Here is a 26,594-nt window from a genome sequence, read left to right on the forward strand (position 1 = left end):
GACCGTGCCCACCATCGAGGACGTCGCGAAGGCGGCCGGAGTCTCGGCGTCGACGGTCTCCTACGTCCTGTCCGGCAAGCGCTCGATCTCGGGCCCGACGCGCAAGCGGGTCGAGCAGGCCATCGCGGACCTGGGCTACCGGCCCCACGCCGGGGCGCGCGCGCTGGCGTCGAGCCGCACGAACGTCATCGGGCTCATGGTGCCGTTGCGTGCGGGGGTCGACGTGTCGGTGGTGATGCAGTTCGTCACCGGCGTGGTCACGCGGGCGCGCGGCGCGGACCACGACGTGCTGCTGCTGACGCAGGACGACACGGGCGGCCTGGAGCGGGTGGCGGCGGGGTCGATGGTGGACGCGATCATCGTCATGGACGTGGAGGCCGACGACCCCCGCGTGCCGGTGCTGCGGGGGTTGCGGCAGCCGACGGTGCTCATCGGGCTGCCGCACGACCCGGCGGGCCTGAGCTGCGTGGACCTGGACTTCGAGGCGGCGGGGCGGCTCGCGGCGGGCCACCTGGCGGACGCGGGCCACCGGGAGGTCGCGCTGGTCGGTCCGCCGCCGGCGGTGCTGGCGCGGCACACGAGCTACGCGGACCGGGTGATCCGGGGCTGGTCGGCGACGTGCTCGGCGCGCGGTGTGGCGGGCGTGGTGGAGGCGTGCGAGACGACGCCGGACGGCGCGCGCCGGGCGGTGGACGCGGTGCTGGAGCGGGCTCCGGGCACGACGGGGTTCTTCGTGCACAACGAGCAGGCGCTGCCCCACGTGCTGGGCCGGCTCGCGGAGCGGGGGCTGGCCTCGGCGGCGGGCGCTCCGGTGGTGGCCCTGTGCCCGACGGCGGTGGCGACGGCGCAGGCGGTGCCGCTGACGAGCATCGACATCCCGGGCGAGGTGATCGGCGGGGTCGCCGTCGACATGGTGCTGGCGGGGCTGGACGGGGAGCGGCCGGCGGAGACCCGTCTGCTGGCGCCGGTCCTGGTCGAGCGCGGGGGCGCGACGACGCCCTGACGGCGCACCTCCGGCTGCCACGGCCGCCGTCCGGGACGTTCCCGGACGGCGGCCGTCGTGCGTCCGCCCGGGGGCCGGAGGGTCCCGGGATGCGGTCGACCCATTGCGCGGCGGCCCTCGTCGGTGATATCAATTCGAAGCGCTTCGACAATGTTCGTCGTCGCGCCGACCATCACGAGGGAGTGACAGGTGAGTCTCACGCAGGGAACCCCGGCGGCCACGGGCGCGCCCGCCGCGACGCAGGCCGCGGCGACCCCGCTGCCCGTCGCCGGACGCGGCACGCCGTCCCGGCGTCCCGGGGGGCGACGCCGCGGCGGGCGCCCGTCGAGCGCCCGGTCGTCCAAGACGATGTTCCTGCTCGTCGCGCCGTTCCTCGTCCTGGTGTTCCTCTTCTCGTACCTGCCGCTGGCGGGCTGGGCCACGGCGTTCTACGACTACAAGCCGGCGCTCGGGCTCGCGGGCAGCGAGTTCGTGGGGCTCCAGTGGTTCGAGATGCTCGTCTCCTCGCCGGTGCAGCTCCAGCAGATCGGGCAGGTGCTGACCAACACGCTGGCCATGAGCTTCCTCGGGTTCGCCACGTCGCTGCTGCCGGTGTTCTTCGCGATGCTGCTCAACGAGATCCGCGCCCCCTGGTTCCGCAACGCGGTGCAGACCCTGACGACCCTGCCGAACTTCATCTCGTGGGTGCTGGTCTACCTCATCGCCTTCTCGCTGTTCTCCAGCACGGGCCTCGTGAACTCGGTGCTCGGCGACTGGGGCCTCATCACCGCGCCGCTCAAGTTCCTCGACACCGACCAGCACGTCTGGCTGACGATGCTGCTCTGGAGCCTGTGGAAGGGCCTGGGGTGGGGCGCGATCATGTACCTCGCCGCCATCACGTCGATCGACCCGGCGCTGTACGAGTCCGCCCGGATCGACGGGGCCAACCGCTTCCAGCTCATGCGGTACATCACGTTCCCCCAGCTCATGCCGACGTACGTCGTCCTGCTGGTGCTGTCCATCGCCAACATGCTCAACAACGGGATGGAGCAGTACTACGTGTTCCAGAACGCGTTCAACAAGGAGTACATCCAGGTGCTGGACCTGTACGTCTACAACATCGGCATCACGGGCAACAGCCTGTCGATGGCCACCGCGCTGGGGATGCTCAAGTCCCTGATCTCCGTCCTGCTGCTGGTCGCCGCGAACGCCGTCGCCAAGCGCGCCCGCGGCACCTCGATCATCTGAGCCCGGAGGACGACGATGACGACGCCCACCACGCCCCGCCCGGCCCCCGCGGCCGACGCCGGCACGACCCCGCCGACCCCCGCCCGGCGGCGGCGCCGGTCCCCCAGCGAGCAGCGCTCCCGCGGGGACGTCCCGTTCGCGATCCTCAACTACGGCGGCTTCCTGCTGTTCGCGCTGCTGTGCGCCTACCCGTTCTACTACCTGATCATCAACTCGATCAGCGCGAACGACGTCAGCGCGCTCGGCGACGTCCGGCTGCTGCCGCAGGGCCTGCACCTGTCGAACTACCAGCAGATCCTGGCGCTGGACGGCCTGACGAACGCGGCCGTGGTGTCGGTGGCCCGCACCGTGATCGGCACGGCGGCCACGGTCCTCGCCTCGGCGTTCCTCGGCTTCATGTTCACCCAGGAGCGCATGTGGAAGCGCTCCCTGTGGTACCGGCTGACCGTCTTCACGATGTACTTCAGCGCCGGTCTCATCCCGCTGTACATCACCATGCAGACCCTCGGGCTGACCAACTCGTTCTGGGTGTACGTCATCCCCGCGATCGTGCAGCCGTTCAACATCATCCTCGTCAAGACGTACGTCGAGGCCATGCCGCGTTCCCTGCAGGAGGCCGCGGAGATCGACGGCGCCGGCACGTTCCGGACGTTCTGGCGGATCGTCCTGCCGAACATGACGCCCATCCTGGCGACCGTGGCGATCTTCACCGCCGTGGCCCAGTGGAACTCGTTCCAGGACACGCTGCTCTACGTCACCGACCAGAAGCTCTACTCGCTGCAGTACCTGCTCTACACGTACACGAACCAGGCGAGCAGCCTCGCGCAGGCCGCGCAGAACGCCCAGGGCAACCTCGGCTCCATCGTGTCGGCCGCGACCTCGCAGACGCCGACGTCGATCCGGATGACCGTCGCCGTCCTGGTCGTGCTGCCGATCATCTTCGTCTACCCGATGTTCCAGCGGTATTTCGTCAAGGGCATCATGCTCGGCGCGGTCAAGGGCTGACCGTGCTCCATCGAACACGAAGGGGTGTCATGAATTCCAGGAAGGCTGCGGCCGTGATCGCCGTGCCGCTGCTCGGGGCGCTGTCCCTGACCGCGTGCACGGGCCCGGGGACCACCGAGGAGGCGGGCGGACCGGTCAGCATCGACCAGGACTGGTCGCAGGCCGAACCGCTGACGATCGACGTCTTCGACGGGCTCGCCAACTACATGGGCACGCAGAGCGGCTGGTTCGGCAAGGTCGTCAAGGACAAGTTCAACCTGGAGCTCAACGTCATCGCGCCCAACGTGGCGGGCGGCGGCGACACGCTCTACAACACCCGCGTCGCCGGCGGCGACCTCGGCGACCTCGTCGTGGTCGACAAGGGCGAGAAGCTCGACGAGCTCGTCGAGGGCGGCCTCGTGCTGGACGCCTCGCCGTACGTCGACTCGATGACGAACCTCGCGCCGTTCGACGCGGCGCTCGACCACCTCAACGAGGGCAAGGACGGCGTCTACGGGTTCCCGACGGCGGTGTCGAGCATCAGCCCGACCGAGTCGTCCGAGGGCCTGGAGCCCACGTTCGGGCCCTACCTGCGCTGGGACCTGTACGCCGAGGCCGGCTACCCCGAGATCGGGACGCTCGAGGACCTGCTGCCCGTCCTGGCGGACATGCAGGAGGCCCACCCGGAGGCCGACAACGGCCAGAAGGCGTACGCGGTCTCCCTGTTCAAGGACTGGGACGGCAACATGATGGTGATGGGCAAGCAGCCCACCACCCTGTACGGGTACGACGAGATCGGCTTCGTGCTCGCCAAGGCCGACGGCTCCGACTACCAGAGCATCGTCGACCCGGACTCCGAGTACGTCCGCGCCCTGCGGTTCTACCACGAGGCCAACCAGCTCGGCCTCGTCGACCCGGAGTCGACCACGCAGAACTACGACACCATGTTCTCCAAGTACCAGAACGGGCAGGTGCTGCTGTCCTGGTGGCCGTGGCTCGGCCAGTCGGCGTACAACACTGACGAGAACATGGCCGACGGCAAGGGCTTCGAGCTCGTCCCGATGGCGGACCAGCAGATCTTCTCCTACGGCGCGGAGGTCTACGGCGGCAAGCAGGTGCTCGCCATCGGCGCCGGCGCGGAGGACCCCGCCCGCCTCGCGGCGTTCATCGACTGGCTGTACTCCCCCGAGGGGGTCACCATGAACGGCTCGCAGACCGGCGCGTCCGCGGGCCCGCAGGACCTCACGTGGGAGGTCGGCGAGAACGGCGAGCCGGCGCTCACCGAGTTCGGCGAGCAGGTGTTCCTCGGCGGCGGCGCGGACGTCCCCGCCGAGTGGGGCGGCGGCGCGTACACCGACGGCGTGTCCACCCTCAACGTGCAGACCGTGCTGCCGAAGGACGTCGACCCGAGCACCGGGTTCCCGTACAACTACACGTTCTGGCCGAGCTACCAGGACAAGGTCGCGAACCCGCTGACCGAGGACTGGAGCGAGCGGATGGGCGGCGCGGCCTCGACCATGGAGTACCTCCAGGCGAACGACCAGCTGCTCGTGGCCCCCGGGTCGAGCTTCACCGCCCCGGCCGACACCAGCGAGATCGAGACGATCCGCAGCCAGGTCAAGGCCAGCATCGTCGAGCACTCGTGGAAGATGGTGTTCGCGAAGGACGACGCCGAGTTCGACGCGCTGCTGGCCTCCATGAAGGAGACCGCGGAGGGCCTCGGCTACCAGACCGTGCTCGACTTCGACATGGCGAACGCCGAGGCGCAGAACGACGCCCGGGAGGCCGTGGCCAACGAGTTCGGGTGACCTGACCCGGCCCCTGCCCGGGCAGGCGCCCGGACGGCGAAGGGCCCGGACCGTACGGTCCGGGCCCTTCGTCCTGCCGGCTCAGGCGTCGGTCGCCTGCCAGGGACCGTTGCGCGATCCCGGCTCCTGGTTGCGGGTCCACCACCTGGCCCGGTAGGTGACGCCGTCGTGCCGGACCACGTCACCGGTGTCGAAGACGCGCGACGGCGTCCACCGGTCCACCCCGTCGGCGTCCGTGGCGATCTCCTGCCACGACCCCCACACGCCGGTGCCCGGCTCGTCGCGGGTCCACCAGCCGGCCCGCCACAGGGAGCCGTCGTGGGTGACCTCGTCGCCGGTGTCGTAGGTGGCTCCCCGCTCCCAGGCGTCCGCCGCGGCGTACACCTGGACCTCGACGAGCCCCGCGGCCCAGCTCGCGTCGTTGCCGTTGTGGTCGTTGACCACCTGCTCCACCGCGACCCGGACGTGGCGCCACGCGCCGGCGAGCTCGTCGGACGTGAACCCGACCGTGGTGTTGTCGAGCCGGGACGCGACCCGTTCCCACGTCACGCCGTCGACGCTGCCCAGCACCGTGTACCGGGCGTACGTCTCCGAGCCGTTCCAGCTGCGCCACGCCAGGTCGACGCGGTCGAGCGGCAGCACCTCGCCGAGGTCGACCTGCCAGGTGAACGGCACCCCGGTCGGCTGGAAGTAGTTCGTCGAGTCGCCGCTGCGGTTGAGGTTGGTCACCACCCCGTCGACCGCCGCGGACGCCGGACGTCCCGCGACGGCGGCGGACGACGTCGCCTCGCGGCCCTCGGACACGAGCGGCGTCGTCGGTGCCGACACGGCACCCGTGGTGGTGTCGAGCGACCACGTGGGCCGGAAGTCCAGCGTGATCCCGTCGTCGTCGACCTCCAGGGGCAGCCACACGTACGTGGAGCGGCCCAGCGTGCCCGCGTCCCACCGGTCACCCATGTACACGTGCTCGGTGCCGCCGTCGGCGCGCGTCACCGACATGATGTTCGTCGGCTGGCTGTAGTACGTCGTGTTGTTCCCGACCGGCTCCAGGTCCGACCAGGCGTCGGGGTCCGTGATGTCGGTGGTGGAGGCGACGTACGCCTGGTTGGGGTACCAGCCGGACTGGCCGGACGTGATCATGACGAACCGGTCGCCGATCTTCGCCACCGCGGGCGCCTCGCGGCGCTCGCCCTCGAACAGCGGGTACGACGCCTCCCAGTCGACGCCCGTGTAGTCGTCGGTGAGGGGGTAGAGCCGCATGCTCAGGTGGTCCTGCGACCCGACCAGGTAGCCCTGGCCGGTGTCCGGGTCGGTGAAGACGGTGAAGTCGCGCGAGCCGTAGCCCCACCGCTCGTCGTCCCCGGTGTAGGTCGGGTCCGCCTCCTCGGTGTGCACCGAGCCGGCTCCGGGCCGGAAGTGGTCGAGGAACGTGTAGTCCCCGTCCACGGTGCTGCTGGTGGCGACCACCAGGTGCGAGGCGGCGTAGCTGTCCGCCGTCTCCCAGTGGCCCCAGAGGACGAACGTGTCCGTAGCATCGTTGTACAGCAGCTTGGGCCGCTCGACCTTGCAGTCCGCGAGCTCCGGGTGGGACGCGGGCGTCAGGATGTCCTTGACGTACTCCCAGTTCACGAGGTCCTGCGAGCGGTAGAGGCTCACCCCGAGGAACGACGCGGCGTCGTGCGACTTGTTCTCGCCGACCCAGTAGTACCAGCCGTCCTTCTCGAGGAACCCGCCGCCGTGCGCCTGGATCGGGTTCCCGTCGGTGTCGTACCAGGTGCGCCCGACCGGCACGGTGTCGTAGCCGTCGGCCGGGACCGGCTCGATGTCGAGCACGGACCGGGCGACCGGGCTCGCGACGCCCTCGTCGACGGCGACGGCCCGCACCGTGGCGGACGTCGCCAGGGTGAACGGCCCGGTGTACCGGGTGCCGTGCGCGACCGTGGGGACGGTGCCGTCGGTGGTGTACCGGACGGTCGCACCCTCGGGGGCCGTGATCGACACCTCCTGGGCCGCGGGGTACAGCCCGCTGCCCGGCGTGATCGTCGGCGCCTCGACCACGAACGGCGTCGTGTCCACGGCGACCTCGCCGGCGGCGACCGCCAGCCAGGAGACCACGGGCGCCTCGGTGCCGCCCGCGATCTCGACGCGCACCTGCGCCGTGCCGGCCTGCGCCAGCTCGACCGTGCCCGACGCGACCGCGTTCCGCGCGGTGGCCGAGGCGTTCGACACCGTGACCGACGGCGCCACGACGGTCGCCGTGCCGTCCGGCGCCACCACCGAGACCTTCATCTGGCGCGGCCCGGACCACCACTCCTCGAACCCGAGGGTCACGGTGTGCGTGCCCGCGTCCAGCGGGAGGCGGTACACGATCGGCCGGGACGTGCCCGCCCGTCCGCGCGCCCACCAGCCGGTGGCGTCCTTGTCGGCCACGTCCCCGGAGCGGGCGCCCACGTCGGCGTCGCCCTCGTTGACGTACCCCCACGCGTCGGGCGCCGTGGACCGCCGGTCGGCGGCGTCGTTGCGCAGGTCCGCCACCGCGGCGACGGCAGCGTACGGCGGCGTGCTCGCCGCCGGACCCGAGTCCACGAAGTACTCCACGGACCCGGGCACGACCTCGACCGCGGCCGACACCGCCAGTCCGGCGGCATCGCCCGCCACGGCGTACGTCGCGTACGTGCGGTCGAACCGGAGGTCGGCGACCTGCCAGTCCACCGGCACGGTCCGCGTGCCGCCGGAGGCGGTGCCCACCTCGACCTGCGCGGGCAGGTCCGGCACGGTGCCGGAGGTGGTCGCCACCGACACCGCCTCCGCGAGCGCCACCGGGGTGTCGTCGGCCGCGGTCGCGGCGCCCGCCCCGGCGGTGATCCCGCCCGCCACGAGGGCGGCGACGAGCGCCGCCCCCGTGACGGACCGGGCGTGCGTGACGGGCCGGGCGTGCGGGCCCGCGACGACGCGGCCCGTCCTGGTCGGGCTCACGGCTTCTTCCCCTTGCCGGGGGTCGCCTGCGGCTCGTCCGCGGGCTGCCAGGGTCCGTTCGCGGCTCCGGGCTCCTGGTTCCGCGTCCACCACTGCGCGCGGTAGGTCACGCCGTCGTGCACGGCGAGGTCGCCGGCGACGAAGACGCGGGACGGGGTCCACAGGGCGGTGCCGTCCGCGGCGCGCACGGTCTCCTGCCAGGAGCCCCACACGCTCGCGCCCGGCGTCTCGCGGGTCCACCACTGGGCGGTCCAGTACGCGTCGTCGTGGAAGACGGCGTCCCCGCCGGTGTAGGTCGCGCCGGCGTCCCAGGCGGGCTCGGCCTCACCGGGCACCTTCGCCATGACCCCGATCTCGGACACCACGAGGTGCGTGTTGTCGCGGGCGGTCATGACGACGCGCACGGCGTCGGCACGGACGTCCGCGGGGACGTCGACGACGGGCGCCGTGCTGCCGCCCGGTACGTCGACGGGCTCGCCGACGGCCTGCCAGGTGCCGCCGGTGCGGGCCTCGACCCGGATGCTGCGCGGCCAGCTCTCCGCGGAGCCGTCGCGCCAGAACCGCGTCACGACGCGGGTGAGGTCGCGGGCGGCGGGCAGGGTGACCGTCAGGGTGTCGGTGGTGTTCTTGGTGCCGGAGCGCCAGTTGGACCAGCCCTTGTCGGTGAGGTCGCCGTTGATCACGCGCTGCGCGGGGTAGCCGGGCTCGGTGTACGACGCGGTCGCGGTGGTGCCGTCGGTCAGGGCGGCGTTGGCCTCCCCCGGCTCGGTCACCAGGACGCGGACGGTCGCGGGCAGGGTGCGCCCGGAGCCGGCGTCGGCGGTGCCGGTGACCTCGACGACGCCGACCTCGGCGACCGCGGCGGCGGTGACGTCCTGCCAGGTGACGGGGCGCTCCACGGCGACCCCGCCGTCGGTGACGGCGGTGACGGTGGCGGGGAGCTGCGGCAGGCCGCCGACGTAGGTCGTGGCGGTCGCGCGGCGGGTCGAGACGAGGACGTCGACGACGACGGTCGCGGTGGCGTCCACGGTGGTGCCGGCGGGGGTGGTCACGGTGCCGGGCACCTCGACGGTGCCGGGCGCGGCCCACGCGTCGTCACCGGGGACGTCCCAGGTGACGGGCAGCTCGCCGCGGCCGTCGCGCAGGACCGTGGTGACGGTCGCGGGCAGCTCGGGCGCGGTGCCGGGCGTGGTGAACACGTCCACCGGCTCGGTGCCGAGCACGGTCTCGTCGAGCAGGCGCCAGCGCTGGTTGTCGCCGGAGTTGGCGAGGTACGTGCCGACGGGCGAGCCGTCGGCCGTGGCCTGGCCGCCGACCTCCAGCAGGGTGCCCGACGACGCGTTGACCAGCGTGTACGTCCCGTCGCCGGTGGTGGACAGGATCCAGCGCGCGGTCGCGGGGGTGTCCGCCGGGTCGGCGGGGGCCGCGACGGTAGTGGCGGACGTGTCGGCGGTGACGGCGAGCAGCGCGCCGGTGCCGACGTTCGTCAGCGTGTACCGGCCGCGGTGCGTGCCCGAGCCCTCGGGGGCACCGAGGTCCTGGAGCGTCCACAGCTGGTCGGCGTCGGCCGCGTCGGTCTCGATGCGCACCCCGGCGCCCGACGGTGCGAGCGAGCGGCCCGACTGCACGCCGTCCACGCGGTAGACGTGACCGTCCTGGGCGAGCGGCGCGTCGTCCGCGACACCGGAGACGCCGTCGACGACGAACGTCGTCACGGACTCGGCGGGCACGACGAGCGTCGCCGCGGGGCCGTCGGCACCGTCGGTCACGGCCACCGGGTCACCCTCGACGAGGTAGCCGGCGGTGGACGTCACCACGGGCGTCACCGTGGCGCCCGGCGCCACGTCGGCGAACCCGGCGAGGTCCAGCGTCACCGCACGGTCGGCGGTCGAGGAGTTGACGTGCACGACGGTCGCGCCGGAGCCGTCGGCCTTCACCGCGGCGGTGCTGCTCGTGTCGTCGACCCCGATCAGCCGGTCGCCCGGGGTGATGTGGTGCGTGAAGTTCTGGGTCGCCCAGTACTTCGTGTTCGTGTAGATCGGGCACGTGGCGAGGGTGTCCTCGGCGGTGCAGTCGAACGGGATCTGGATCTCGCCCCAGTTCATGCCGTCCGCGCTCTCGCCGCCGGGCGCCATGTTGTCGTAGTCCTCGACGGGCTGCCAGAACACCCAGGCGCTCGGCTCGAGCTCGCGCAGGTCGTCGACGATGTGCTGGGCGCTGCCCAGCCCCGACTCCATGGTCTCGAAGTCCTGCCCGGTGGAGCTCCAGTTGCCGCCCACCTCGCTCATCCAGAGCGGCTTGTCCGCGCCCTTGGCGATGTCGCGCACCGTGGTGCGCTGCCCCGTGCCGTACGTGTGCACGTTGAGCTGGGACACCTGGTCGCGCACCGCGCCCGACCACGCGTTCCAGTTCGTCGCGAACCGGCCCGGGTTGGTCTCGTCCATCGCGGAGATCACCGCGTCGGTCGACGCGCCGTCGAGCGCGTCCGCGAGCGCGGGGATCACCCGCTGCTGGAGGCCGGGCCCCATGTGGGCGCCCTCCTGGCGGCCCCCGGTGGGGTTGCCGTCCGCGCCGAGCTGGGTGCCCCAGTAGTTGGTGTTCGGCTCGTTGAACGGATCGATGGTGTCGACCTCGATGCCGTGCGCGTCCTCCAGGCGCTCGGTGACGCCCACCAGGTAGTCCGCGAAGTCCTGGACGCTGCCCGGCTCGAGCTGGTCGGCGTTCGCGTCGAACCCGCCCGACACGTAGCCGCTGACCGTCATGAACCAGGGCGGGGAGTTGGAGAACGTCTCCCAGTGCGTCACGTCGTCCTTGATGCGGTCGACCCACCAGCGCTGGGTGGCGTCGGCGTCCGGGTCCCAGTCGTCCTCGTCGTCGGCGTCCCACCAGTCGACGTCGGTGCGGGTGGTGCCCTCGGGCGCCTTCCACCAGCCGTCCACGGCGCCACCGGCGCGCAGGTAGTCCGGGACGTCGGGCGCGTTGCCGCCGCCGATGTTGTACCGCGCGATGTTGAGGTTGAGGCCCTCGTCGCCGAACACCATGTCGGCGAGCCTCTCGCGGACCTCGTCCGGGTAGTCGCCGGTCGCGTTCGCGAACCAGACGAGGCTGGTCCCCCAGCCCTCGAACGGTTCGCCCGCGTACGACGGGTCGGGCCGCACGGTGACGGCCGACGTCGCCGCCGCGACGGCGGCCCCGGCGTCGGCAGGGGCGGGTGCGGCCTGGGCCGCCGGGACCAGCGCGGTCGCGAGCAGCGCCCCCGCGGTGCCGGCGACCACGCCGCGGCGTGCTCGGTGTGTCCTTCTCGTCGTGCTCATCGGTGAGCGTCCTCTCGCCTCGGTGCGATGGGTGGACCAACGGGTGCTGCCGGGCAGCGGGCACGGCCGCGGCGCGGTCGTGCGAGTCGTGCGGGTCGTGCGGGTGGAACCCGGTGCCGGCCCGGGAGGTGGGCCGGCACCGGAGATCAGGCCTCGGTCGGTCCGAGGTCGGGGGCGGCGACGAACCGGGCGCGGGCACGGGCCGCGCCGTGCAGCTCGAGCACCACGAGCTCGTTGGCGCCGTCGCGCAGGAACGGGCCGGGGACGTAGAGCGTGCGCGTCGGGGACTGGGCCGAGTAGCGGCCGAGCAGCTCGCCGTTGACCCACGCCAGGCCGCGCGTCCAGCCGTCGAGCCGCAGCAGGTGGTCGGTGCCCGCGACGCCCGGGAACTCGCCGCGGTGGAACGACGGGCCGGCCAACGGCGCGTCGGCACCGCCGGGCGCGGCACCGAAGGCGTCGGCGAGCAGCGCGGGTGCGTCCGCGAGCCGCAGCGGCCTCGCCTCCCAGTCGGTGAGCTCGCGGCGTGCGGTGCGGACCGCCCCGACGAGGCCCTTGGGCTCGCCGATGCGGGCGCCGTAGTTCACGCGGCCGCGGTCCTCGACCAGCAGGGTCAGGGTGCCGGCGCGCCGCGGCAGCGGCACCGAGCCCGTGTGGCTCGTGCGGTCCAGCACGCCCACGGGCTCCCCGTCGAGCGCGACCAGCGCCCGGTCGCGGATCTCGTCGACCACCACCACCGCGTCGTCCGCCTCGACCGACGTGCGGTAGAGGGTGAAGCCGGACCACTGCCGCAGCGCGTCCGCGGTCGGGGGCAGCCCGGTGGTGCGGGTGACCGCCCCGCCGAGCAGGTGCTCGACGTCGGCCAGCGCCACCCGGTCGGGCAGGACGACGTCCAGCTCCGGCGCGGGCACCGGCTCGGCCGGGTCCTCGTCGGGCACGGGAGCGTGCTTGCCGATGACGGCCTTGAGGGCGCGGTACTTGGCCGTGGGCGCGCCGTGCTCGGACAGGGGTGCGTCGTAGTCGTACGACGTCGTGATGGGCAGGTAGGTGCCCTTGTCGTTCGCGCCGTTGGTCAGCCCCAGGTTGGTGCCGCCGTGGAACATGTACAGGTTGACCGACGCGCCGGCCCCGAGCAGGTCGTCGAGGTCGTGGGCGGTCGCCTCGGGCGTCGTGGTGTGGTGGACCAGGCCCCAGGAGTCGAACCAGCCGTCCCAGAACTCCATGCACATGAGCGGTCCGGTGGGCTGGTGCCGTCGCAGGACGGCCAGGCGCTCCAGGGAGCGGGACCCGAAGTTCGCCGTCTTGTGCAGCTCCGGCAGGCCGCCGCGGGACAGGTGCTCGTCGTCGGCCTGGTCGCTGGTGAACAGGGGCACGTCGATCCCCTGCGCGCGGGTGAGCGCGACGAGCTCGCGCAGGTAGCGCGCCCGCTCCTCGTCGGGCACGCCCGGGTAGGCGCCGTACTCGTTCTCCACCTGCACCATGAGCACCGGGCCGCCGCGCGTCACCTGACGCTCGGCCACGACGGGCAGGACCTGGGCGTAGTACGTGCCGATCGCGTCCAGGAACCGCGCGTCGTGGCGCCGCACGCCCGCCGCGCCGTCGGCGAACAGCCACGCGGGCAGGCCGCCGTTGTCCCACTCGGCGCAGATGTACGGGCCGGGACGCACGATGGCGTGCAGGCCCTCCGCGGCGACGAGGTCGAGGAACCGGCCGAGGTCGTGGCGACCGTCGAGGTGGAACGTGCCCGGGTCCGGCGCGTGGAAGTTCCACGCCACGTACGTCTCGATGGTGTTGAGCCCCATGAGGCGCGCCTTACGGAGGCGGTCCGCCCACTGGTCCGGGTGCACCCGGAAGTAGTGCAGGGCCCCGCTGACGAGCTGGACGGGGTGGTCGTCGAGGAGGAAGTCCTTCTCGCCGATCTCGAACGTGGGCATCGGGGTGAACCTCTCGGACAGGCAGGGTCGAGGGACGGTCGCCGGACGGGGCCGGCGCCGGCGGTGGTGCGGGCGCGGTGGTGCGCGGCGGCGGCCGCGCGGTGATGCCGGGCGGGGCGGCCGGGTCCCGGCCGCCCCGCCCGGGGCGTCACTCGGAGACGGTGAAGCCCTGGTCGTTGCCGTACGCCACCGACTGCTGCTGCCATGCGGCCAGCCCGTCGGTCAGCGTCGTGCCGGACACGTAGGCCTGGCCGACGGTGTCGTTGAAGATCGAGTTCGCGTACACCTGGAACGGCAGGTACTGCCAGCCCTCGACGACGTTCGCCGCGGAGTCCGCGAGGACCTCGTTGACCTGCTGGCCGCCGAAGTACTCGAACTCCTTGCCGCGGAACTCGTCGGACTCGAGCTCGGCGGTCGTCGCGGGGAACGCGCCGCCGTCGACGCGGGTCTGGACGCCGTCGCCGGCGGTCGCGTACTCGACGAACGCGTAGGCGAGCTCGGCGTTCGCGCTCGCGGCGGGGACGGCGAGCGAGGAGCCGCCGTTCTCGGCGGTGGCGTGCTGGCCGGCCTCCCACTGGGGCATCTCGGCGACGCGCCACTTGCCGGCACCGGCGGGGACGCCCGACTCGAGGTTGGCGGGCATCCAGGCGCCGATGGTCAGGGTGGCGATGCTGCCGTCGCCGAGGCCCTGGTACCACTCGTCGCTCCAGGAGCTGACGGGGGCGAGGAGCTCCTCGTCGACGAGCTGCTGCCAGACCTCGGTGAACGTCGAGGTGCCCTCGTCGCCCGCGAAGTCGATGGTGACGTCGGTGCCGTCGACCGTGTAGGGCTGGCCGCCGGCCTGCCAGATCATGCTGGTGGTGAACCCGGCGTCGCCGGTGTCGTTGGCGATGTACGCCTTCGGGTCGGCCTCGTGGATGGCGCGGGCGGCCTCGAGGTACTCGTCCCAGGTGGTGGGGACGTCCACACCGACCTCGGTGAAGACCTCCTCGTTGTAGAACAGCGCCATGGGGCCGGAGTCCATCGGCAGGCCGTAGATGCCGTCGCCGCTGCGGACGGAGCCCCACGGGCCGGTGGTGAACGTGCCGTCGAGGGCGCTCGCGCCGAGGTCGGACAGGTCCGCGAGGGACTCGGAGATCGCGAACTGCGGGACCGCGTAGTACTCGACCTGCGCGACGTCGGGCACGCCGTCGCCGGCGGCGATCGCGTTCTGCAGCGCGGTGTACTGGTCGTTGCCGGTCCCGACGTTCTCGAGGTTCACGGTGACGTTCGGGTAGGCGGCCTCGAAGTCGGTGACGACGTCCTCCAGCGTGGGCTCCCAGGCCCACACGGTGATCTCGCCGCCGGTCTCCAGCACGGAGGCGGTGTCGACGGCCTCGCCGCCGGTGCCGCCGTCGTCGGTGGAGCTGCACGCGGTGAGCGCGAGGGCGAGGGTGCCCACGAGGGCGGTGCCGCGGATCAGGCGGCGGGGTCGAGCGGTCATGACTGTCCTCACTTCGTTGTTCGGTACGGGGTGGGCGGGTGGTGGGGCGTGCGACGGCCGGTGGGCGCCGTGGCCCCGGGGGTCGGTGCGGTGCGGGGGTGCCGGTGGTGCCGGGCGGTCACTCCTTGACGCTCCCGGCGGCCAGGCCGGACTGCCAGAAGCGCTGGAGGAACAGGAACGCGACGACCAGCGGCAGGATGGTCAGGAGCGCGCCGGTGATGACGAGGTTGAAGATCGCCTCGCCGCCCGCGGTGGCGGCCTGCGCGTTCCACGCGTTGAGGCCGAGCGTGAGCGGGTACCAGGACGAGTCGCGCAGCATGATCAGGGGCAGGAAGTAGTTGTTCCAGGTCGCGACCGTGGTGAACAGCAGCACGGTGACGATGCCGGGGGCGAGCAGCGGCAGGCTGACGCGGAAGAAGGTGCGGAACTCGCCGGCGCCGTCGATGCGGGCCGCCTCGAGGAGCTCGCCGGGGATCGCCTCGGCCGCGAAGGTCCACATGAGGTAGAGCCCGAACGGGGAGATGAGGGACGGCACGATGACGGCCCACGGCGTGTTCGTCAGGCCCATCTGGCTGAACATGAGGAACGTGGGCACGGCGAGCGCGGTGCCGGGCACCGCGACGGCGCCGATGACGACGGCGAACACGCCGCGCTTGCCGGGGAAGTCGAACTTGGCGAGCGCGTACCCGCCGAGGACGGCGAGGAACGTGGCGCCGCCGGCACCGAGGACGACGTACAGCACGGTGTTGACGAACCACCGCACGAACACGCCGTCGTCGTAGGCGAGCGTGGCCTGGACGTTGTCCCACAGGGCGAACGAGTCGCCGAACCACAGGCCGAAGGACGAGAAGAGGTCGGCCTGCGTCTTGGTGGCGTTGATCAGCAGCCACACGAGCGGGACGAGCGCGTAGACGAGCACGAGGGTCGTCAGGACGGTGAGCAGCGGGCTCTTGCGGCCGCGGCCGCCGGTGCCGGGGCGCGGGGTGCGCAGGCGCGGGCCGGGGCGGCGGGTGCTCGGGGCGGGGGTCACGGTGGGAGCGGCGGCGGACGCCGGGACGGGTGCGGGCACGGTCATGCCTCCTTGCGCATGCCGCGCAGCTGCACCACGTAGGCGACCACCATGGTGATCAGGCCCATGATGATGGCGACGGTCGCGGAGTAGTTGTACTGCTGGCCGGAGAACGACAGCGAGTAGGCGTACAGGTTCGGGGTGAAGGACGTCGTGATCGCGTTCGGCGCGAGGCTCTGGAGGATGCTGGGCTCGTTGAAGAGCTGGAAGCTGCCGATGATCGAGAAGATCGTCGCGATGACCAGCGCCCCGCGGATGGCGGGCAGCTTGATGGCCGTGATGACGCGCCACTGCCCGGCACCGTCGATCTCCGCGGCCTCGTACAGGGAGTGCGGCACGACGCGCAGCGCGGAGTAGAAGATCAGCATGTTGTAGCCGACGAACTCCCAGGTGACGATGTTGCCGATGGAGGCCAGCACGAGGTCGGGCGACAGCGGGTTCGGCAGGCTGGTGCCGAGCAGGTCGTTGAGGTTGCCGACCAGCCCGAACCGGGTGCCGTACATGAAGCCCCACATGAGCGTGGCCACGACGGCGGGCACCGCGTAGGGCATGAAGATCGAGATGCGGAAGAAGCTCGTGCCGTAGAGGCGGCCGCTGTCGAGGGCGAGCGCCACGAGCAGGGCGATGCCGAGCATGATCGGCACCTGGACGACGAGGAACAGGCCGACGCGGGCGACGCCGTCCCAGAACTGCGGGTCGCCGAGGGCGCGGGCGTAGTTGTCGAGGCCCACGAACTGCGTGCCGCCGACCATCTGGGTGCGGAACACCGACAGGTACAGCGAGTACGCGATGGGGGCGAGGAACACGAGGGTGAACACGGCCATGAAGGGGCCGACGAACATCCATCCCGTCCACCGCCGTCTGCCGGCGCGGTGGGCGACGGGGTTCGTGCTCGCCGTCGTCGGCGGAGACGTCGTCGTCATCACTTCTTCCTTGGGCTGACTGGATGTTGACGTGAACATCGCAGCCGTGGCGTATCGATGTTTACGTAAACATGGACTAGGCTCATCGTGCATCGCCCCCGGCGAGCCGTCAAGTCACGGTCTGGTGACGACGCCCGCGGACCATCGAAGAGGAGAGCACGTGAGCGACCCGGGACCGCGCCCCAGCGGCGCGTCGACCGACACCGCCCCGGCGGACGAGCCGACCACGGCCGCACGCCGCGGACGCCCCGCCGGACGCGTCCAGCGCGTCTCCATGGCCGACGTCGCCCAGCTCGCCGGGGTCTCCTCGCAGACCGTGTCCCGCGTCGCCAACGGCCACCCCAGCGTCGTGGAGACCACCCGCCGGCAGGTCCTCGACGCCATGCGACAGCTCGGCTACCGGCCCAACAGCGCCGCCCGCGCGCTGCGCTCCGGCCGGTTCCGCACGATCGGCGTCATCCTCTTCACGCTGTCCACCACCGGCAACGTGCGCACCCTCGAGGCCATCGCGACCTCCGCCGCCGCCGAGGGGTACGCCATCACCGTCATCCCCGTCGAGGCCCCCACCCAGGACGGCGTCAACGGCGCGTTCACCCGCCTCGGCGAGCTCGCCGTCGACGCCGTCATCCTGCTCATGGAGGTCCACCTCCTCGACGCCGCCAGCGTGTCCCTGCCCACCGACGTGCCCGTCGTCGTCGCCGACTCCGACGCCGGCGACCGCTACCCCGTGGTCGACACCGACCAGGCCGCCGGGTCCCGCGTCGCCGTGGAGCACCTGCTCGGGCTCGGCCACGAGACGGTCGTGCACCTCGCCGGACCCGTCGGGTCGTACGCCGGGCAGCGCCGCGAGGACGCCTGGCGCCAGGCGCTGCTCGACGCCGGACGCACCGTGCCACCCGTGCGCCGCGGCGACTGGTCCGCGGCCTCCGGCTACGAGGTCGGGCTCGAGATCGCCCGGACCGACGCGACCGCCGTGTTCGCCGCGAACGACCAGATGGCGCTCGGCCTGCTGCGGGCCCTCGCGGAGAGCGGCCGCCGCGTCCCGGCCGACGTCAGCGTCGTCGGGTTCGACGACGTCCCCGACGCCGTCGCGTTCCTGCCGCCCCTGACCACCGTCCACCAGGACTTCGCGGAGGTCGGGCGGCGCCTCGTCACCGGGGTGCTGCGCCAGCTCGCCGAGCACACGACACCGCACGGCACCACGCTGGTGCCGACGCGGCTCGTCGAGCGCGCGAGCACCGCGCCCGCACCCGGCCGGACCACCTGACCGCCCCCGCTCACTCCCCCGAGTGCGGGGAGACGGGCTCGAGCTCCGACGGGTCGGCCCGGCGCCGCCGGAACACCCCGTGCAGCAGCAGGGCCAGCAGGTAGGCGCCGAACGACAGGCCGATCGTCGCCGCGAGGAACCCCGTCACCGGCACGAGGTAGACGACGCACGCGCCGGTCACGGGTAGCAGCACCAGCCCGAGCGTGCGCGCCGGCTCGACCAGCGGCAGCAGCAGCGCGTTGCGCAGGCACCGGCGCAGCGGCGCGTCGAACCACGCGACCAGCGCGAACCCGTACAGCGTCGCGGCGAACCCGAAGGTCGCGGCGAGGACCGACAGCGCCCCCGCCACGGCCGTGAGCAGACCGCCCAGGTTGAGCCAGAACACGGCGCTGAACACCAGCATCAGCGTCGGCACGCCCAGGGCCAGCAGCACCCCGGTGCCCCGCCACAGGTTCGTCCGCAGCGCCCGCAGGTAGCCGCGCACGAGGTCGCCGCGCTCCTCGTCGGCATACCGCAGGGTCACCTCGAGCAGGGCGCTCGTCGCGGCCCCGACCGTCACGACGGGCAGGCAGGTCACCAGGTACAGCACGTTGAGCACCACGAACAGCACGAACGTGGAGATCCCCTGGACCTGGCGCCCGTCGGGGTCGATCCTCACCGCGCGTCCCCGACGGCGAGGACGGTGCGCACGGGCAGGTCGACGCTGGAGGGCCCGGCAGCGACGACGTACTCCCCCGGCTGCACCCGCAGCGCGCCGTCCAGCATCCCCGGCCCGTCCGCGTGCCACACCGCCAGGCGGGTGACGTCGACCGGCACGTCGACCACGGCCTCCGTCCCCGGCTCCAGCCGGACGCGCCGGTAGCCCAGCAGCAGCCGGACCGGTGTCGGCACGGCGACGTCGGCGCACCCGAGCGAGTACACCTGGACCAGCTCCTCGACGGCCCGCGACCCCGCGTTGGCCACGCGCACCCGCACCGTGACGACTCCCGGGGACGCCGGGTCCGCGGGGTGCAGCGGCGGGTGGTCGCGGGTCGGGGCCGGTGCGGCGACGGCGTCCGCCGACACCTCGACCCCGGCGTAGCGCACCGCGCCGTAGGTCAGGCCGTGCCCGAACGCGAAGGCCGGCACCCCCGTGGCATCCGCCGGCAGGTGCCGGTAGGTGACCTGCTGGCGGCGGGTGTCGTAGTCGAACAGGTCGCCCGCCTGCTCGGGGCGTGCGGGCCACGTCTGCGCCAGCCGGCCCGTGGGCTCGACGGCCCCCGTGAGGACGTCGACGAGCCCGTGGCCGAGCTCCTGGCCGCCGTGGCTGCTCCACACCACCGTCGCGGCGTCCGCCACGCCCGGGCCGAGCACGTACGGGTAGCTCGACACCAGGGTGAGCACCGCCCGCGGGTTGGCCTCGACCGCGGCACGCCACGTCCCGACCTCCGCCTCCGGGAGGAACAGGTGCGGGCGGTCCTGCGTCTCGCGGCCGCCCAGGTGCGGGTCGTTGCCGACCGCGACGAGCACCGTGTCGCAGCGCCCCGCGACCTCGGCCACCCGGGCCGCGCCCGACTCGAGCGTCCGCACGACGAACCGCTCCGCCTCCGCCAGGGTGCGCGCCTCGGCGCACACCGCGCCCGTCCCGCGCTGGACCCGCACCCAGCGGCCCGAGCCCAGGTGCAGCAGCGACCACGAGCCGTCCGCGTGGACGTGGCGGCGGAAGCTCTCCTGCACCTCCCAGCCGCCCACCCTCGCGGCGTCGGCGCGCATCGGCCACGCTCCGCCGGTGAGCAGCCCGCCCGAGGCCTGCGACCGCAGCGTGAGCACGCCGTCGCCGCGGTCCGCCACCTCGAACCGGCACTCCTTGCCCGCCACCGCTCCGTCCGCGACGACCCGCTCCCCCGCGTCCGACACCGCCACGTACCGGCCGTCGGTCGTCCGCAGCGCCACGACGTCCGCGCCCGAGGCGACCTCGACCCGGTCCGCGCCCCACCGTTCCCGCACGGCGTCCGCGAGCGTCACCACGTAGGGCGGCGTGCCCGAGTACCAGTCGGTGAGCACCGCGTCCGCCAGCGGACCGACCACCGCGACCGACCCCGTGGGGGTCAGCGGGAGCACGTGGTCGTCGTCGCGCAGCACCACCACACCCTTGGCCGCGGCCTCGCGGGCGAGCTCCCGGTGCGCGGGCAGGTCGAGGTCGTCGGCGCCGATCCCCGCGTACGGGTCCGCGCCGGGCCCGTCCAGCTCGCCGGTGCGGATCCGCAGCTCCAGCAGGCGCAGCACGGCGGCGTCCACGTCGTCGTCGGTGAGCAGGCCGCGCTCCAGCGCCTCGGTGACCCGGGCGATCGTGAGGTGGGAGGCCGCGTCGTCGTCGGTGAACGAGTCCACGCCCGCCCGCAGCATCGCGGCGGCACCGCCGGCCCGGTCGGCGGCGGCCCGCTGGAGGGTGACGAGGAACGTGGGGGCCGCGGCGTCCGAGACGACGGCGACCGACCGGTCCGTCCAGGACCGCAGCTCGGCCAGCAGCTCGTCCTGGAGGTGCGCGGGGACGCCGTTGACCCGGTTGTAGGCGGGCATGACCGCGGCGACGGCACCGGAGGCGACGGGCTCGCGGAACGCCGCCAGCTCCTCCTCGTGCAGGGTCCGCGGCGGGAGGTCCGACGACGTCGAGGAGCGGTCGGTCTCGTTGTTGTAGGCGAGGAAGTGCTTGAGGGTCGGCGCGGTCTTCCACACGCGCTCGTCCTCGCCCCGCAGGCCGCGGCAGTACGCCGCCCCGAGGTGACCGGTGAGGTGCGGGTCCTCGGAGTACCCCTCCTCGTTGCGTCCCCAGGCGGGATGGCGCAGCGTGTTGACGACCGGCGCCCACACGTTGAGGCTGACCGTCGGGTCGGCGGCGTGCTTGGCCCGCACCTCGGTGGCCACCGCGTCGCCGACGCGGCGCAGCAGGTCGGGGTCCCAGGCGGCCGCGAGGCCGACGGGCTGCGGGAACACCGTGGCGGTGCCGAGCCAGGCGACGCCGTGGAGGACCTCGCACCCGGTGTGGAACCGCGCCAGCCCGAGCCGGTCGACGGCGGGCATCCGCTGGTGCAGCATCGCCACCCGTTCGGCACGGGTCAGGCGGTCGAGCAGGTCCCGGGCTCGCGCGGGGGCGGGCAGCAGGTGGTCACGGAAGGCCGGCACGTCCATGGGTCTCCTTCGGGCCGCGACGGTGCGGCAAGACGGGGCGCCCGATGTCGAAGCGCTTCGACCACGCTAGCGACCCCTCCCCCTCCCGGGCAACCGCCCCGCACGTCCCGCGCCGCCCGAGCACCGCCGCCGTGGTGCCGTGCGGGCTCAGACGACCTCGGCCCCCGCGCGCAGTACGCGCTGCACCACCAGGTCCGCGTCCGTCACCACGACGTCCGCCCGGCGTCCGGCCAGCAGGCCACCCACGTCCGTCAGCCCCAGCACGCCCGCCGGCACCCACGACGCGCACCGCACCGCGTCCACCAGGTCCACGCCCGCCGCGACCGTCGCCCGCACCACGTCCAGGAGGTGCGACGTACCGCCCGCGATCGGGCCGCCCTCCGGGTGCGTCGGGTCGGTGACGCGGGCCACGCCGTCCTGCACGGACACCGCCATCGGGCCCAGGTCGTACGCGCCGTCCGCCATCCCCGCGGCCGCCATCGCGTCCGTCACCAGCATCACCTGGTCGGCGCCGACGGTCCGGATCACGCTGCGCACGACCGCCGGGTCCAGGTGGACCTCGTCGCCCACCAGCTCGACCACCAGGTCGCCCCGCGCCGCCGCCGCCAGGCACGCCGCCACCGGACCGCCGTCGCGGTGGTGCAGCGGCCGCATCGCGTTGAACAGGTGGGTCGCCGTCATGCGCAGGTCCGGCGCCGACTCCGCCAGCCCGGTCACGACCTCGCGCACGAAGTCCTCGGCGACCTGCGTCGTCGCGTCCGTGTGACCCAGCGACGGCACCACGCCGGCCTGCACCAGCGCCGCGGCGACCCCGCCGGGGCCCGCGACGCCGTCGACGTCCGGGGCGACGGTCATCGTGCGCAGGTGGCCGCGGCCCGCCTCCACCAGGCGGCGCACGAGCGCCACGTCGCCGGTCTGGAGCAGCTCGGGGTCGTGCGCGCCGCGCCGGACCGGCGACAGGAACGGCCCCTCGGCGTGGATGCCCTCGATCTCCCCGGCGTCGGCGAGGTCGGCGAGCAGCGCCGTGCGCTCCAGCAGCGTGTCCGCGTCGGCCGTCACGAGGGAGGCCAGCATCGTCGTCGTGCCGTGCCGCCGGTGCTCCAGGACGGCCGTCATCACGGCCTCGCGCGTCGTCGCGTCGGGGAACCCGGCACCGCCGCCGCCGTGGTCGTGCAGGTCCACCAGGCCGGGCAGGACCAGGGTGCCGGGCACGGGCTCCGCGGCCGCCGCCACGACGTCGCCCAGGCCGGCGGCCACGGCGTCCTGCAGGGGCCCCACCCAGACGATGCGGTCGTCGGCGACGACGACGGCCGCGTCGGGCACGACGGCGTCGGGGACGACGACGTCACCACGGACGGCGAACACCTCGGGGGCAGCAGGGGTTCCGGTGCGGTCGGCGGGCTCGACGGTCATGCTCCCATCCTGCACCACCGCGAGGACGTTTGGTAACTGCCCTGCCTAAACCTAGAAGAGGCGGGAGTCCACGTCGTCGACGCCCCGCATGGCGTCGTAGTCCAGGGTCACGCACGTGATGCCGCGGTCCGTCGCCAGCACCCTCGCCTGCGGCTTGATCTCCTGCGCGGCGAACACGCCCCGCACGGGGGCCAGCAGCGGGTCCCGGTTCAGCAGGTCGAGGTACCGCGTCAGCTGCTCGACGCCGTCGATCTCCCCCCGGCGCTTGATCTCCACGGCCACCGCGGAGCCCGCGGCGTCGCGCGCCAGGATGTCCACCGGGCCGATCGCCGTCATGTACTCGCGCCGGACCAGGGTGTGCCCCGAGCCCAGCAGCTCGATCTGCGCGGCCAGGAGCTCCTGCAGGTGCGCCTCCACCCCGTCCTTGATCAGGCCGGGGTCGACGCCGAGGTCGTGCGCCGAGTCGTGCTCCACCTCGTGCAGCTCGATCTCGAGGCGGTCGTCCGACTTCTGGTGCTGAACCGTCCACACCTCGGTGACGCCCCGCCCGACCGCGTCGGCGTCGGGCTCGCGCACCGCCAGCGTGCAGGGCGGGCTCATCCAGTTCAGCGGCTTGTACGAGCCGCCGTCGGAGTGCAGCAGCACGCTGCCGTCCGCCTTGACGACCAGCAGGCGGGTCGCGAGCGGGAGATGAGCGGTGAGCCGGCCCGTGTACCGGGCCGAGCAGCGGGCGACGACGAGCCGCACGGGAGATCCCTCCAGGTCGTTCGGTCGGTGCTCAGACCACCAGGTCGCGGCGCCCCGGGGGCGCGGCCTCCAGCCACGACGCGAGTCCCGCGTACGCGCCGGACGACATCGTGAGCTCGAAGTCCACGCCGTCGTACCGGCAGCGCACGAGGTACTGGTCCACCTGGCCGGCCTGGTCCAGCGGCGTGCGGCCCGTGATCGTGAGGCGGTCCCGGTACCAGGTCCGCGCGGGGCGCGGCGACAGCGACCAGCACCGCCACCACTCGATCCGCCCCACGGCGTAGTGGGCGATGCCCACGGACCAGGACGCGTGCGGCGCGCTGCCCGGACGGGCGCTGCAGGGGAACGAGCCCACCCGCCGCGAGAGCGTGCGCAGGCGCGACGCCCCCAGGGCGCCGACCAGGAGCACCGCGAGGAGGACCGCGCCGATCAGACCCAGCACGTACCCCACCGCGGATACCTCAGGCGTGGGTGACCTCGGAGGTCTCGTCGATCCCGTCGACGACGATCGTGACGACGTCGCTGTCGACGGACACGAACCCTCCGGAGACGTGCGCCTCGACCGCGACCTGACCCGGCGCGGTGGAGACCTTGACGGTGCCGGCACGCAGCACCGCGAGCAGCGGCGTGTGGCCGGCGAGGATGCCGATCTGACCGTCGGCGGACGGTGCGCTGACCTCGCGCGCCGCGCCGGACCAGACCTTGCGGTCGGCCGCGACGAGGTCGACGTTCAGCTCTGCCATGTCGGGCTCCAGGGTTCTTCAGTCGAGGATGGTGCGTCGTCCTGCCGGCCGGTTCCGGCCGGCAGGACGACGCGTGGCGTGCTCGGGAGCGAGGCTCAGGCCCCGTACTCCTTCTGGATCCGGGCCCAGTTCTCCTCGAGCATCTCGAGGCCGCCGATGTTGTAGAACGCCTGCTCGGCGATGTGGTCGAACTCGCCCTCGGCGATCTTCTTGAACGCCTCGATGGTCTCGCTCAGCGGGACCGTCGAACCGACGACGCCCGTGAACTTCTCGGCCATGTAGGTGTTCTGCGAGAGGAACTGCTGGATGCGGCGCGCACGCGCCACCAGCGTCTTGTCCTCCTCCGAGAGCTCGTCGACACCGAGGATCGCGATGATGTCCTGGAGCTCCTTGTTGCGCTGCAGGATCGACTTGACCTGCGTGGCGACCTCGTAGTGCTCCTTGCCCACGTAGCGCGGGTCGAGGATGCGGGAGGTGGAGGCCAGCGGGTCGATCGCCGGGTACAGACCCTTCGACGCGATCTCGCGGGAGAGCTCGGTGGTCGCGTCCAGGTGGGCGAACGTCGTCGCCGGCGCCGGGTCGGTGTAGTCGTCCGCCGGCACGTAGATCGCCTGCAGGGAGGTGATCGAGTGACCGCGCGTCGAGGTGATGCGCTCCTGCAGGAGGCCCATCTCGTCGGCGAGGTTCGGCTGGTAGCCCACCGCGGACGGCATGCGGCCGAGCAGCGTGGAGACCTCGGAACCCGCCTGCGTGAAGCGGAAGATGTTGTCGATGAAGAGCAGCACGTCCTGCTTCTGCACGTCGCGGAAGTACTCCGCCATCGTCAGGGCGGACAGGGCGACGCGCAGACGCGTGCCCGGCGGCTCGTCCATCTGGCCGAAGACCAGCGCGGTCTTGTCGAAGACGCCGGCCTCGTCCATCTCGTGGATGAGGTCGTTGCCCTCACGGGTGCGCTCGCCGACACCGGCGAACACGGACACACCGCCGTGGTCCTGGGCGACGCGCTGGATCATCTCCTGGATGAGGACGGTCTTGCCGACGCCCGCACCACCGAAGAGACCGATCTTGCCACCCTGCACGTACGGGGTGAGGAGGTCGATCGACTTGATGCCCGTCTCGAACATCTGCGTCTTCGACTCGAGCTGGTCGAACGCCGGCGGCTTGCGGTGGATCGGCCAGCGCTCGGTGATCTCGAGCTTCTCGCCCTCGGCGAGGTTGAGCACGTCGCCCGTGACGTTGAAGACCTTGCCCTTGGTGACGTCACCGACGGGCACGGAGATCGGGGCGCCGGTGTCGGTGACGACGGCGCCGCGGACCAGGCCGTCGGTCGGCTTGAGCGCGATGGCGCGCACGAGCGAGTCGCCGAGGTGCTGGGCGGTCTCGAGCATCAGGGTGAAGGAGTGCTCCCCCTCGCCCTGGCCCGACAGGTCGATGTCGACCTGGAGGGCGTTGTAGATGTCGGGGATCGAGTCCTCGGGGAACTCGATGTCGACGACGGGGCCGATCACGCGAGCGACGCGGCCGGTTCCGCGCCCGCTCTGGTGCTCGACCGGGGCTTCCACGGTGGTGGCGGTCATTGCTTGCCTCGCTTCGAAAGGTTCGGGTGTGAGTTCGTCGATCGACGGCGTCGGACGGAGGTCACGACGCCGCGAGGGCGTCAGCACCCGAGACGATCTCGCTGATCTCCTGGGTGATGTCCGCCTGGCGGGCCTGGTTCGCCAGGCGCGTGTAGGTACGGATCAGGTCCTCGGCGTTGTCCGTCGCCGTGTGCATCGCGCGCTGGCGGGACGCCAGCTCGGACGCCGCGGCGTCGAGCATGAAGCTGAAGATGCGGCTGCGCACGTAGCGCGGCAGCAGGGCGTCCAGCACCAGCTCGGGGGACGGCTCGAAGTCGTACAGCGGCAGCGCGTCGTGCTCGCCGGGGACGGCGACGCCCTCGACGACCTCGAGCGGCAGCATCCGCACGACGCGAGGACGCTGGGTGACCATGTTGACGAACTGCGTGTACACGACGTGCAGCTCGCCGACGCCGCCCTCGGACGCCGGGGCGAGGAACGCCTCGAGGAGCGAGTCCGCGACCTCGGTGGCGACCTCCGCGTCCGGGCTGTCGGAGCCGTAGGACCACTGGCCCGCCAGCTCGCGACCGCGGTAGCGGTAGAACGTCACCGCGCGACGACCGGTGGCGTAGAGGGCGACCTCCTTGCCCTCGGCCGTCAGCTTCGCGACGAGGCGCTCCGTCTCGCGGATGATCGCCGCCGAGTAGGACCCGGCCATGCCGCGGTCCGAGGCGATGACCAGGACCGCGACGCGGTTGGTGTCCTCACGCTCGCTGGTCAGCGGGTGCTTGGTCGACGTGTGCGTCGCCACCGCCGACACGGCGCGGGTGATCGCCCGCTCGTACGGGGCGGCGGCCGCCGTGCGTCCGCGCGCCTTGCCGATGCGGGACGCTGCGATCAGCTCCTGCGCACGGAACATCTTCTTCAGCGACTGCGTCGACTTGATCCGCTGCTTGTAGACGCGCTGGGATCCTCCGGCCAT

19 protein-coding genes are annotated in these 26,594 nt (G+C 72.8%); 5 read left to right on the forward strand and 14 right to left on the reverse strand.

Annotated elements, in window-relative coordinates; all coding sequences use genetic code 11:
- The first annotated feature begins 4 nt into the window (after positions 1-4).
- From ATJ88_RS13320 to ATJ88_RS13335, 4 genes are all read left to right on the forward strand, one after another.
- The gene (locus ATJ88_RS13320; protein ID WP_098464245.1) at positions 5-1,003 is read left to right on the forward strand and encodes a LacI family DNA-binding transcriptional regulator; all 999 of its coding nucleotides are present in this window, start codon (positions 5-7) and stop codon (positions 1,001-1,003) included.
- 189 nt (positions 1,004-1,192) lie between these two features.
- The gene (locus ATJ88_RS13325; protein WP_245852428.1) at positions 1,193-2,230 is read left to right on the forward strand and encodes an ABC transporter permease; all 1,038 of its coding nucleotides are present in this window, start codon (positions 1,193-1,195) and stop codon (positions 2,228-2,230) included.
- Positions 2,231-2,245: 15 nt separating this feature from the next.
- Positions 2,246-3,235: a carbohydrate ABC transporter permease gene (locus ATJ88_RS13330; protein WP_098464246.1), complete on the forward strand. Its 990-nt coding sequence runs from the start codon at positions 2,246-2,248 to the stop codon at positions 3,233-3,235.
- A gap of 29 nt (positions 3,236-3,264) precedes the next feature.
- Complete coding sequence (locus ATJ88_RS13335) at positions 3,265-5,022, forward strand: type 2 periplasmic-binding domain-containing protein (protein WP_098464247.1); 1,758 nt, start codon at positions 3,265-3,267, stop codon at positions 5,020-5,022.
- Between the two features lie 81 nt (positions 5,023-5,103).
- Here ATJ88_RS13335 and ATJ88_RS13340 read toward each other — a convergent pair whose 3' ends face one another.
- From ATJ88_RS13340 to ATJ88_RS13365, 6 genes are all read right to left on the reverse strand, one after another.
- Positions 5,104-7,998 (reverse strand): chitobiase/beta-hexosaminidase C-terminal domain-containing protein, encoded by a 2,895-nt coding sequence (locus ATJ88_RS13340; RefSeq protein WP_098464248.1) that lies wholly within the window; start codon positions 7,996-7,998, stop codon positions 5,104-5,106.
- Positions 7,995-11,312, reverse strand: a complete 3,318-nt coding sequence (locus ATJ88_RS13345) for an RICIN domain-containing protein (protein WP_098464249.1) — start codon at positions 11,310-11,312, stop codon at positions 7,995-7,997. Before ATJ88_RS13345 ends, ATJ88_RS13340 begins: the two co-directional genes overlap by 4 nt.
- A 146-nt stretch (positions 11,313-11,458) precedes the next feature.
- On the reverse strand, positions 11,459-13,243 hold the full coding sequence (locus ATJ88_RS13350; RefSeq protein ID WP_098464250.1) for a glycoside hydrolase family 35 protein: 1,785 nt from the start codon (positions 13,241-13,243) through the stop codon (positions 11,459-11,461).
- 148 nt (positions 13,244-13,391) lie between these two features.
- Positions 13,392-14,726 carry an ABC transporter substrate-binding protein gene (locus tag ATJ88_RS13355; protein WP_098464251.1) on the reverse strand — a complete coding sequence of 445 codons (1,335 nt, stop codon included), beginning with the start codon at positions 14,724-14,726 and terminating at the stop codon, positions 13,392-13,394.
- A gap of 118 nt (positions 14,727-14,844) precedes the next feature.
- Positions 14,845-15,801 (reverse strand): carbohydrate ABC transporter permease, encoded by a 957-nt coding sequence (locus ATJ88_RS13360; RefSeq protein WP_098464252.1) that lies wholly within the window; start codon positions 15,799-15,801, stop codon positions 14,845-14,847.
- Entirely contained in the window at positions 15,798-16,718 is a 921-nt protein-coding gene (locus ATJ88_RS13365) for a carbohydrate ABC transporter permease (RefSeq protein ID WP_098464253.1), read from the reverse strand. Before ATJ88_RS13365 ends, ATJ88_RS13360 begins: the two co-directional genes overlap by 4 nt.
- A 274-nt stretch (positions 16,719-16,992) precedes the next feature.
- Here ATJ88_RS13365 and ATJ88_RS13370 point away from each other — a divergent pair, with 274 nt between their 5' ends.
- Positions 16,993-17,985, forward strand: a complete 993-nt coding sequence (locus ATJ88_RS13370; RefSeq protein WP_098465345.1) for a LacI family DNA-binding transcriptional regulator — start codon at positions 16,993-16,995, stop codon at positions 17,983-17,985.
- Between the two features lie 10 nt (positions 17,986-17,995).
- Here the strand turns inward: ATJ88_RS13370 and ATJ88_RS13375 are convergent, their stop codons facing one another.
- From ATJ88_RS13375 to ATJ88_RS13410, 8 genes are all read right to left on the reverse strand, one after another.
- Complete coding sequence (locus tag ATJ88_RS13375; protein WP_098464254.1) at positions 17,996-18,643, reverse strand: YesL family protein; 648 nt, start codon at positions 18,641-18,643, stop codon at positions 17,996-17,998.
- Complete coding sequence (locus tag ATJ88_RS13380; protein WP_098464255.1) at positions 18,640-21,153, reverse strand: glycoside hydrolase family 3 C-terminal domain-containing protein; 2,514 nt, start codon at positions 21,151-21,153, stop codon at positions 18,640-18,642. Before ATJ88_RS13380 ends, ATJ88_RS13375 begins: the two co-directional genes overlap by 4 nt.
- A gap of 147 nt (positions 21,154-21,300) precedes the next feature.
- Positions 21,301-22,566: an N-acetylglucosamine-6-phosphate deacetylase gene (locus ATJ88_RS13385; RefSeq protein ID WP_098464256.1), complete on the reverse strand. Its 1,266-nt coding sequence runs from the start codon at positions 22,564-22,566 to the stop codon at positions 21,301-21,303.
- 51 nt (positions 22,567-22,617) lie between these two features.
- Positions 22,618-23,313 carry an endonuclease NucS gene (gene nucS, locus ATJ88_RS13390; protein WP_098464257.1) on the reverse strand — a complete coding sequence of 232 codons (696 nt, stop codon included), beginning with the start codon at positions 23,311-23,313 and terminating at the stop codon, positions 22,618-22,620.
- A gap of 31 nt (positions 23,314-23,344) precedes the next feature.
- On the reverse strand, positions 23,345-23,764 hold the full coding sequence (locus ATJ88_RS13395) for a DUF2550 domain-containing protein (RefSeq protein WP_098464258.1): 420 nt from the start codon (positions 23,762-23,764) through the stop codon (positions 23,345-23,347).
- A gap of 10 nt (positions 23,765-23,774) precedes the next feature.
- Positions 23,775-24,056: a F0F1 ATP synthase subunit epsilon gene (locus ATJ88_RS13400; protein WP_098464259.1), complete on the reverse strand. Its 282-nt coding sequence runs from the start codon at positions 24,054-24,056 to the stop codon at positions 23,775-23,777.
- 95 nt (positions 24,057-24,151) lie between these two features.
- On the reverse strand, positions 24,152-25,633 hold the full coding sequence (gene atpD, locus ATJ88_RS13405; protein WP_098464260.1) for a F0F1 ATP synthase subunit beta: 1,482 nt from the start codon (positions 25,631-25,633) through the stop codon (positions 24,152-24,154).
- Between the two features lie 61 nt (positions 25,634-25,694).
- Positions 25,695-26,594, reverse strand: coding sequence for a F0F1 ATP synthase subunit gamma (locus ATJ88_RS13410; RefSeq protein WP_098464261.1), 900 nt, complete (start codon positions 26,592-26,594; stop codon positions 25,695-25,697).

This window comes from Isoptericola jiangsuensis (genome assembly GCF_002563715.1).
GTDB classification, from domain to species: Bacteria; Actinomycetota; Actinomycetes; order Actinomycetales; family Cellulomonadaceae; genus Isoptericola; species Isoptericola jiangsuensis.

Bases quoted from the DNA above. Each gene is read 5' to 3' on its own strand.
- ATJ88_RS13360 (WP_098464252.1), bottom strand. From the start codon at position 15,801: ATGACCGTGCCCGCACCCGTCCCGGCGTCCGCCGCCGCTCCCACCGTG.
- ATJ88_RS13335 (WP_098464247.1), top strand. From the start codon at position 3,265: ATGAATTCCAGGAAGGCTGCGGCCGTGATCGCCGTGCCGCTGCTCGGG.
- ATJ88_RS13345 (WP_098464249.1), bottom strand. From the start codon at position 11,312: ATGAGCACGACGAGAAGGACACACCGAGCACGCCGCGGCGTGGTCGCC.
- atpD (WP_098464260.1), bottom strand. From the start codon at position 25,633: ATGACCGCCACCACCGTGGAAGCCCCGGTCGAGCACCAGAGCGGGCGC.
- ATJ88_RS13355 (WP_098464251.1), bottom strand. From the start codon at position 14,726: ATGACCGCTCGACCCCGCCGCCTGATCCGCGGCACCGCCCTCGTGGGC.
- ATJ88_RS13350 (WP_098464250.1), bottom strand. From the start codon at position 13,243: ATGCCCACGTTCGAGATCGGCGAGAAGGACTTCCTCCTCGACGACCAC.
- ATJ88_RS13365 (WP_098464253.1), bottom strand. From the start codon at position 16,718: ATGACGACGACGTCTCCGCCGACGACGGCGAGCACGAACCCCGTCGCC.
- ATJ88_RS13380 (WP_098464255.1), bottom strand. From the start codon at position 21,153: ATGGACGTGCCGGCCTTCCGTGACCACCTGCTGCCCGCCCCCGCGCGA.
- ATJ88_RS13370 (WP_098465345.1), top strand. From the start codon at position 16,993: ATGGCCGACGTCGCCCAGCTCGCCGGGGTCTCCTCGCAGACCGTGTCC.
- ATJ88_RS13400 (WP_098464259.1), bottom strand. From the start codon at position 24,056: ATGGCAGAGCTGAACGTCGACCTCGTCGCGGCCGACCGCAAGGTCTGG.
- ATJ88_RS13385 (WP_098464256.1), bottom strand. From the start codon at position 22,566: ATGACCGTCGAGCCCGCCGACCGCACCGGAACCCCTGCTGCCCCCGAG.
- ATJ88_RS13330 (WP_098464246.1), top strand. From the start codon at position 2,246: ATGACGACGCCCACCACGCCCCGCCCGGCCCCCGCGGCCGACGCCGGC.
- ATJ88_RS13410 (WP_098464261.1), bottom strand. From the start codon at position 26,594: ATGGCCGGAGGATCCCAGCGCGTCTACAAGCAGCGGATCAAGTCGACG.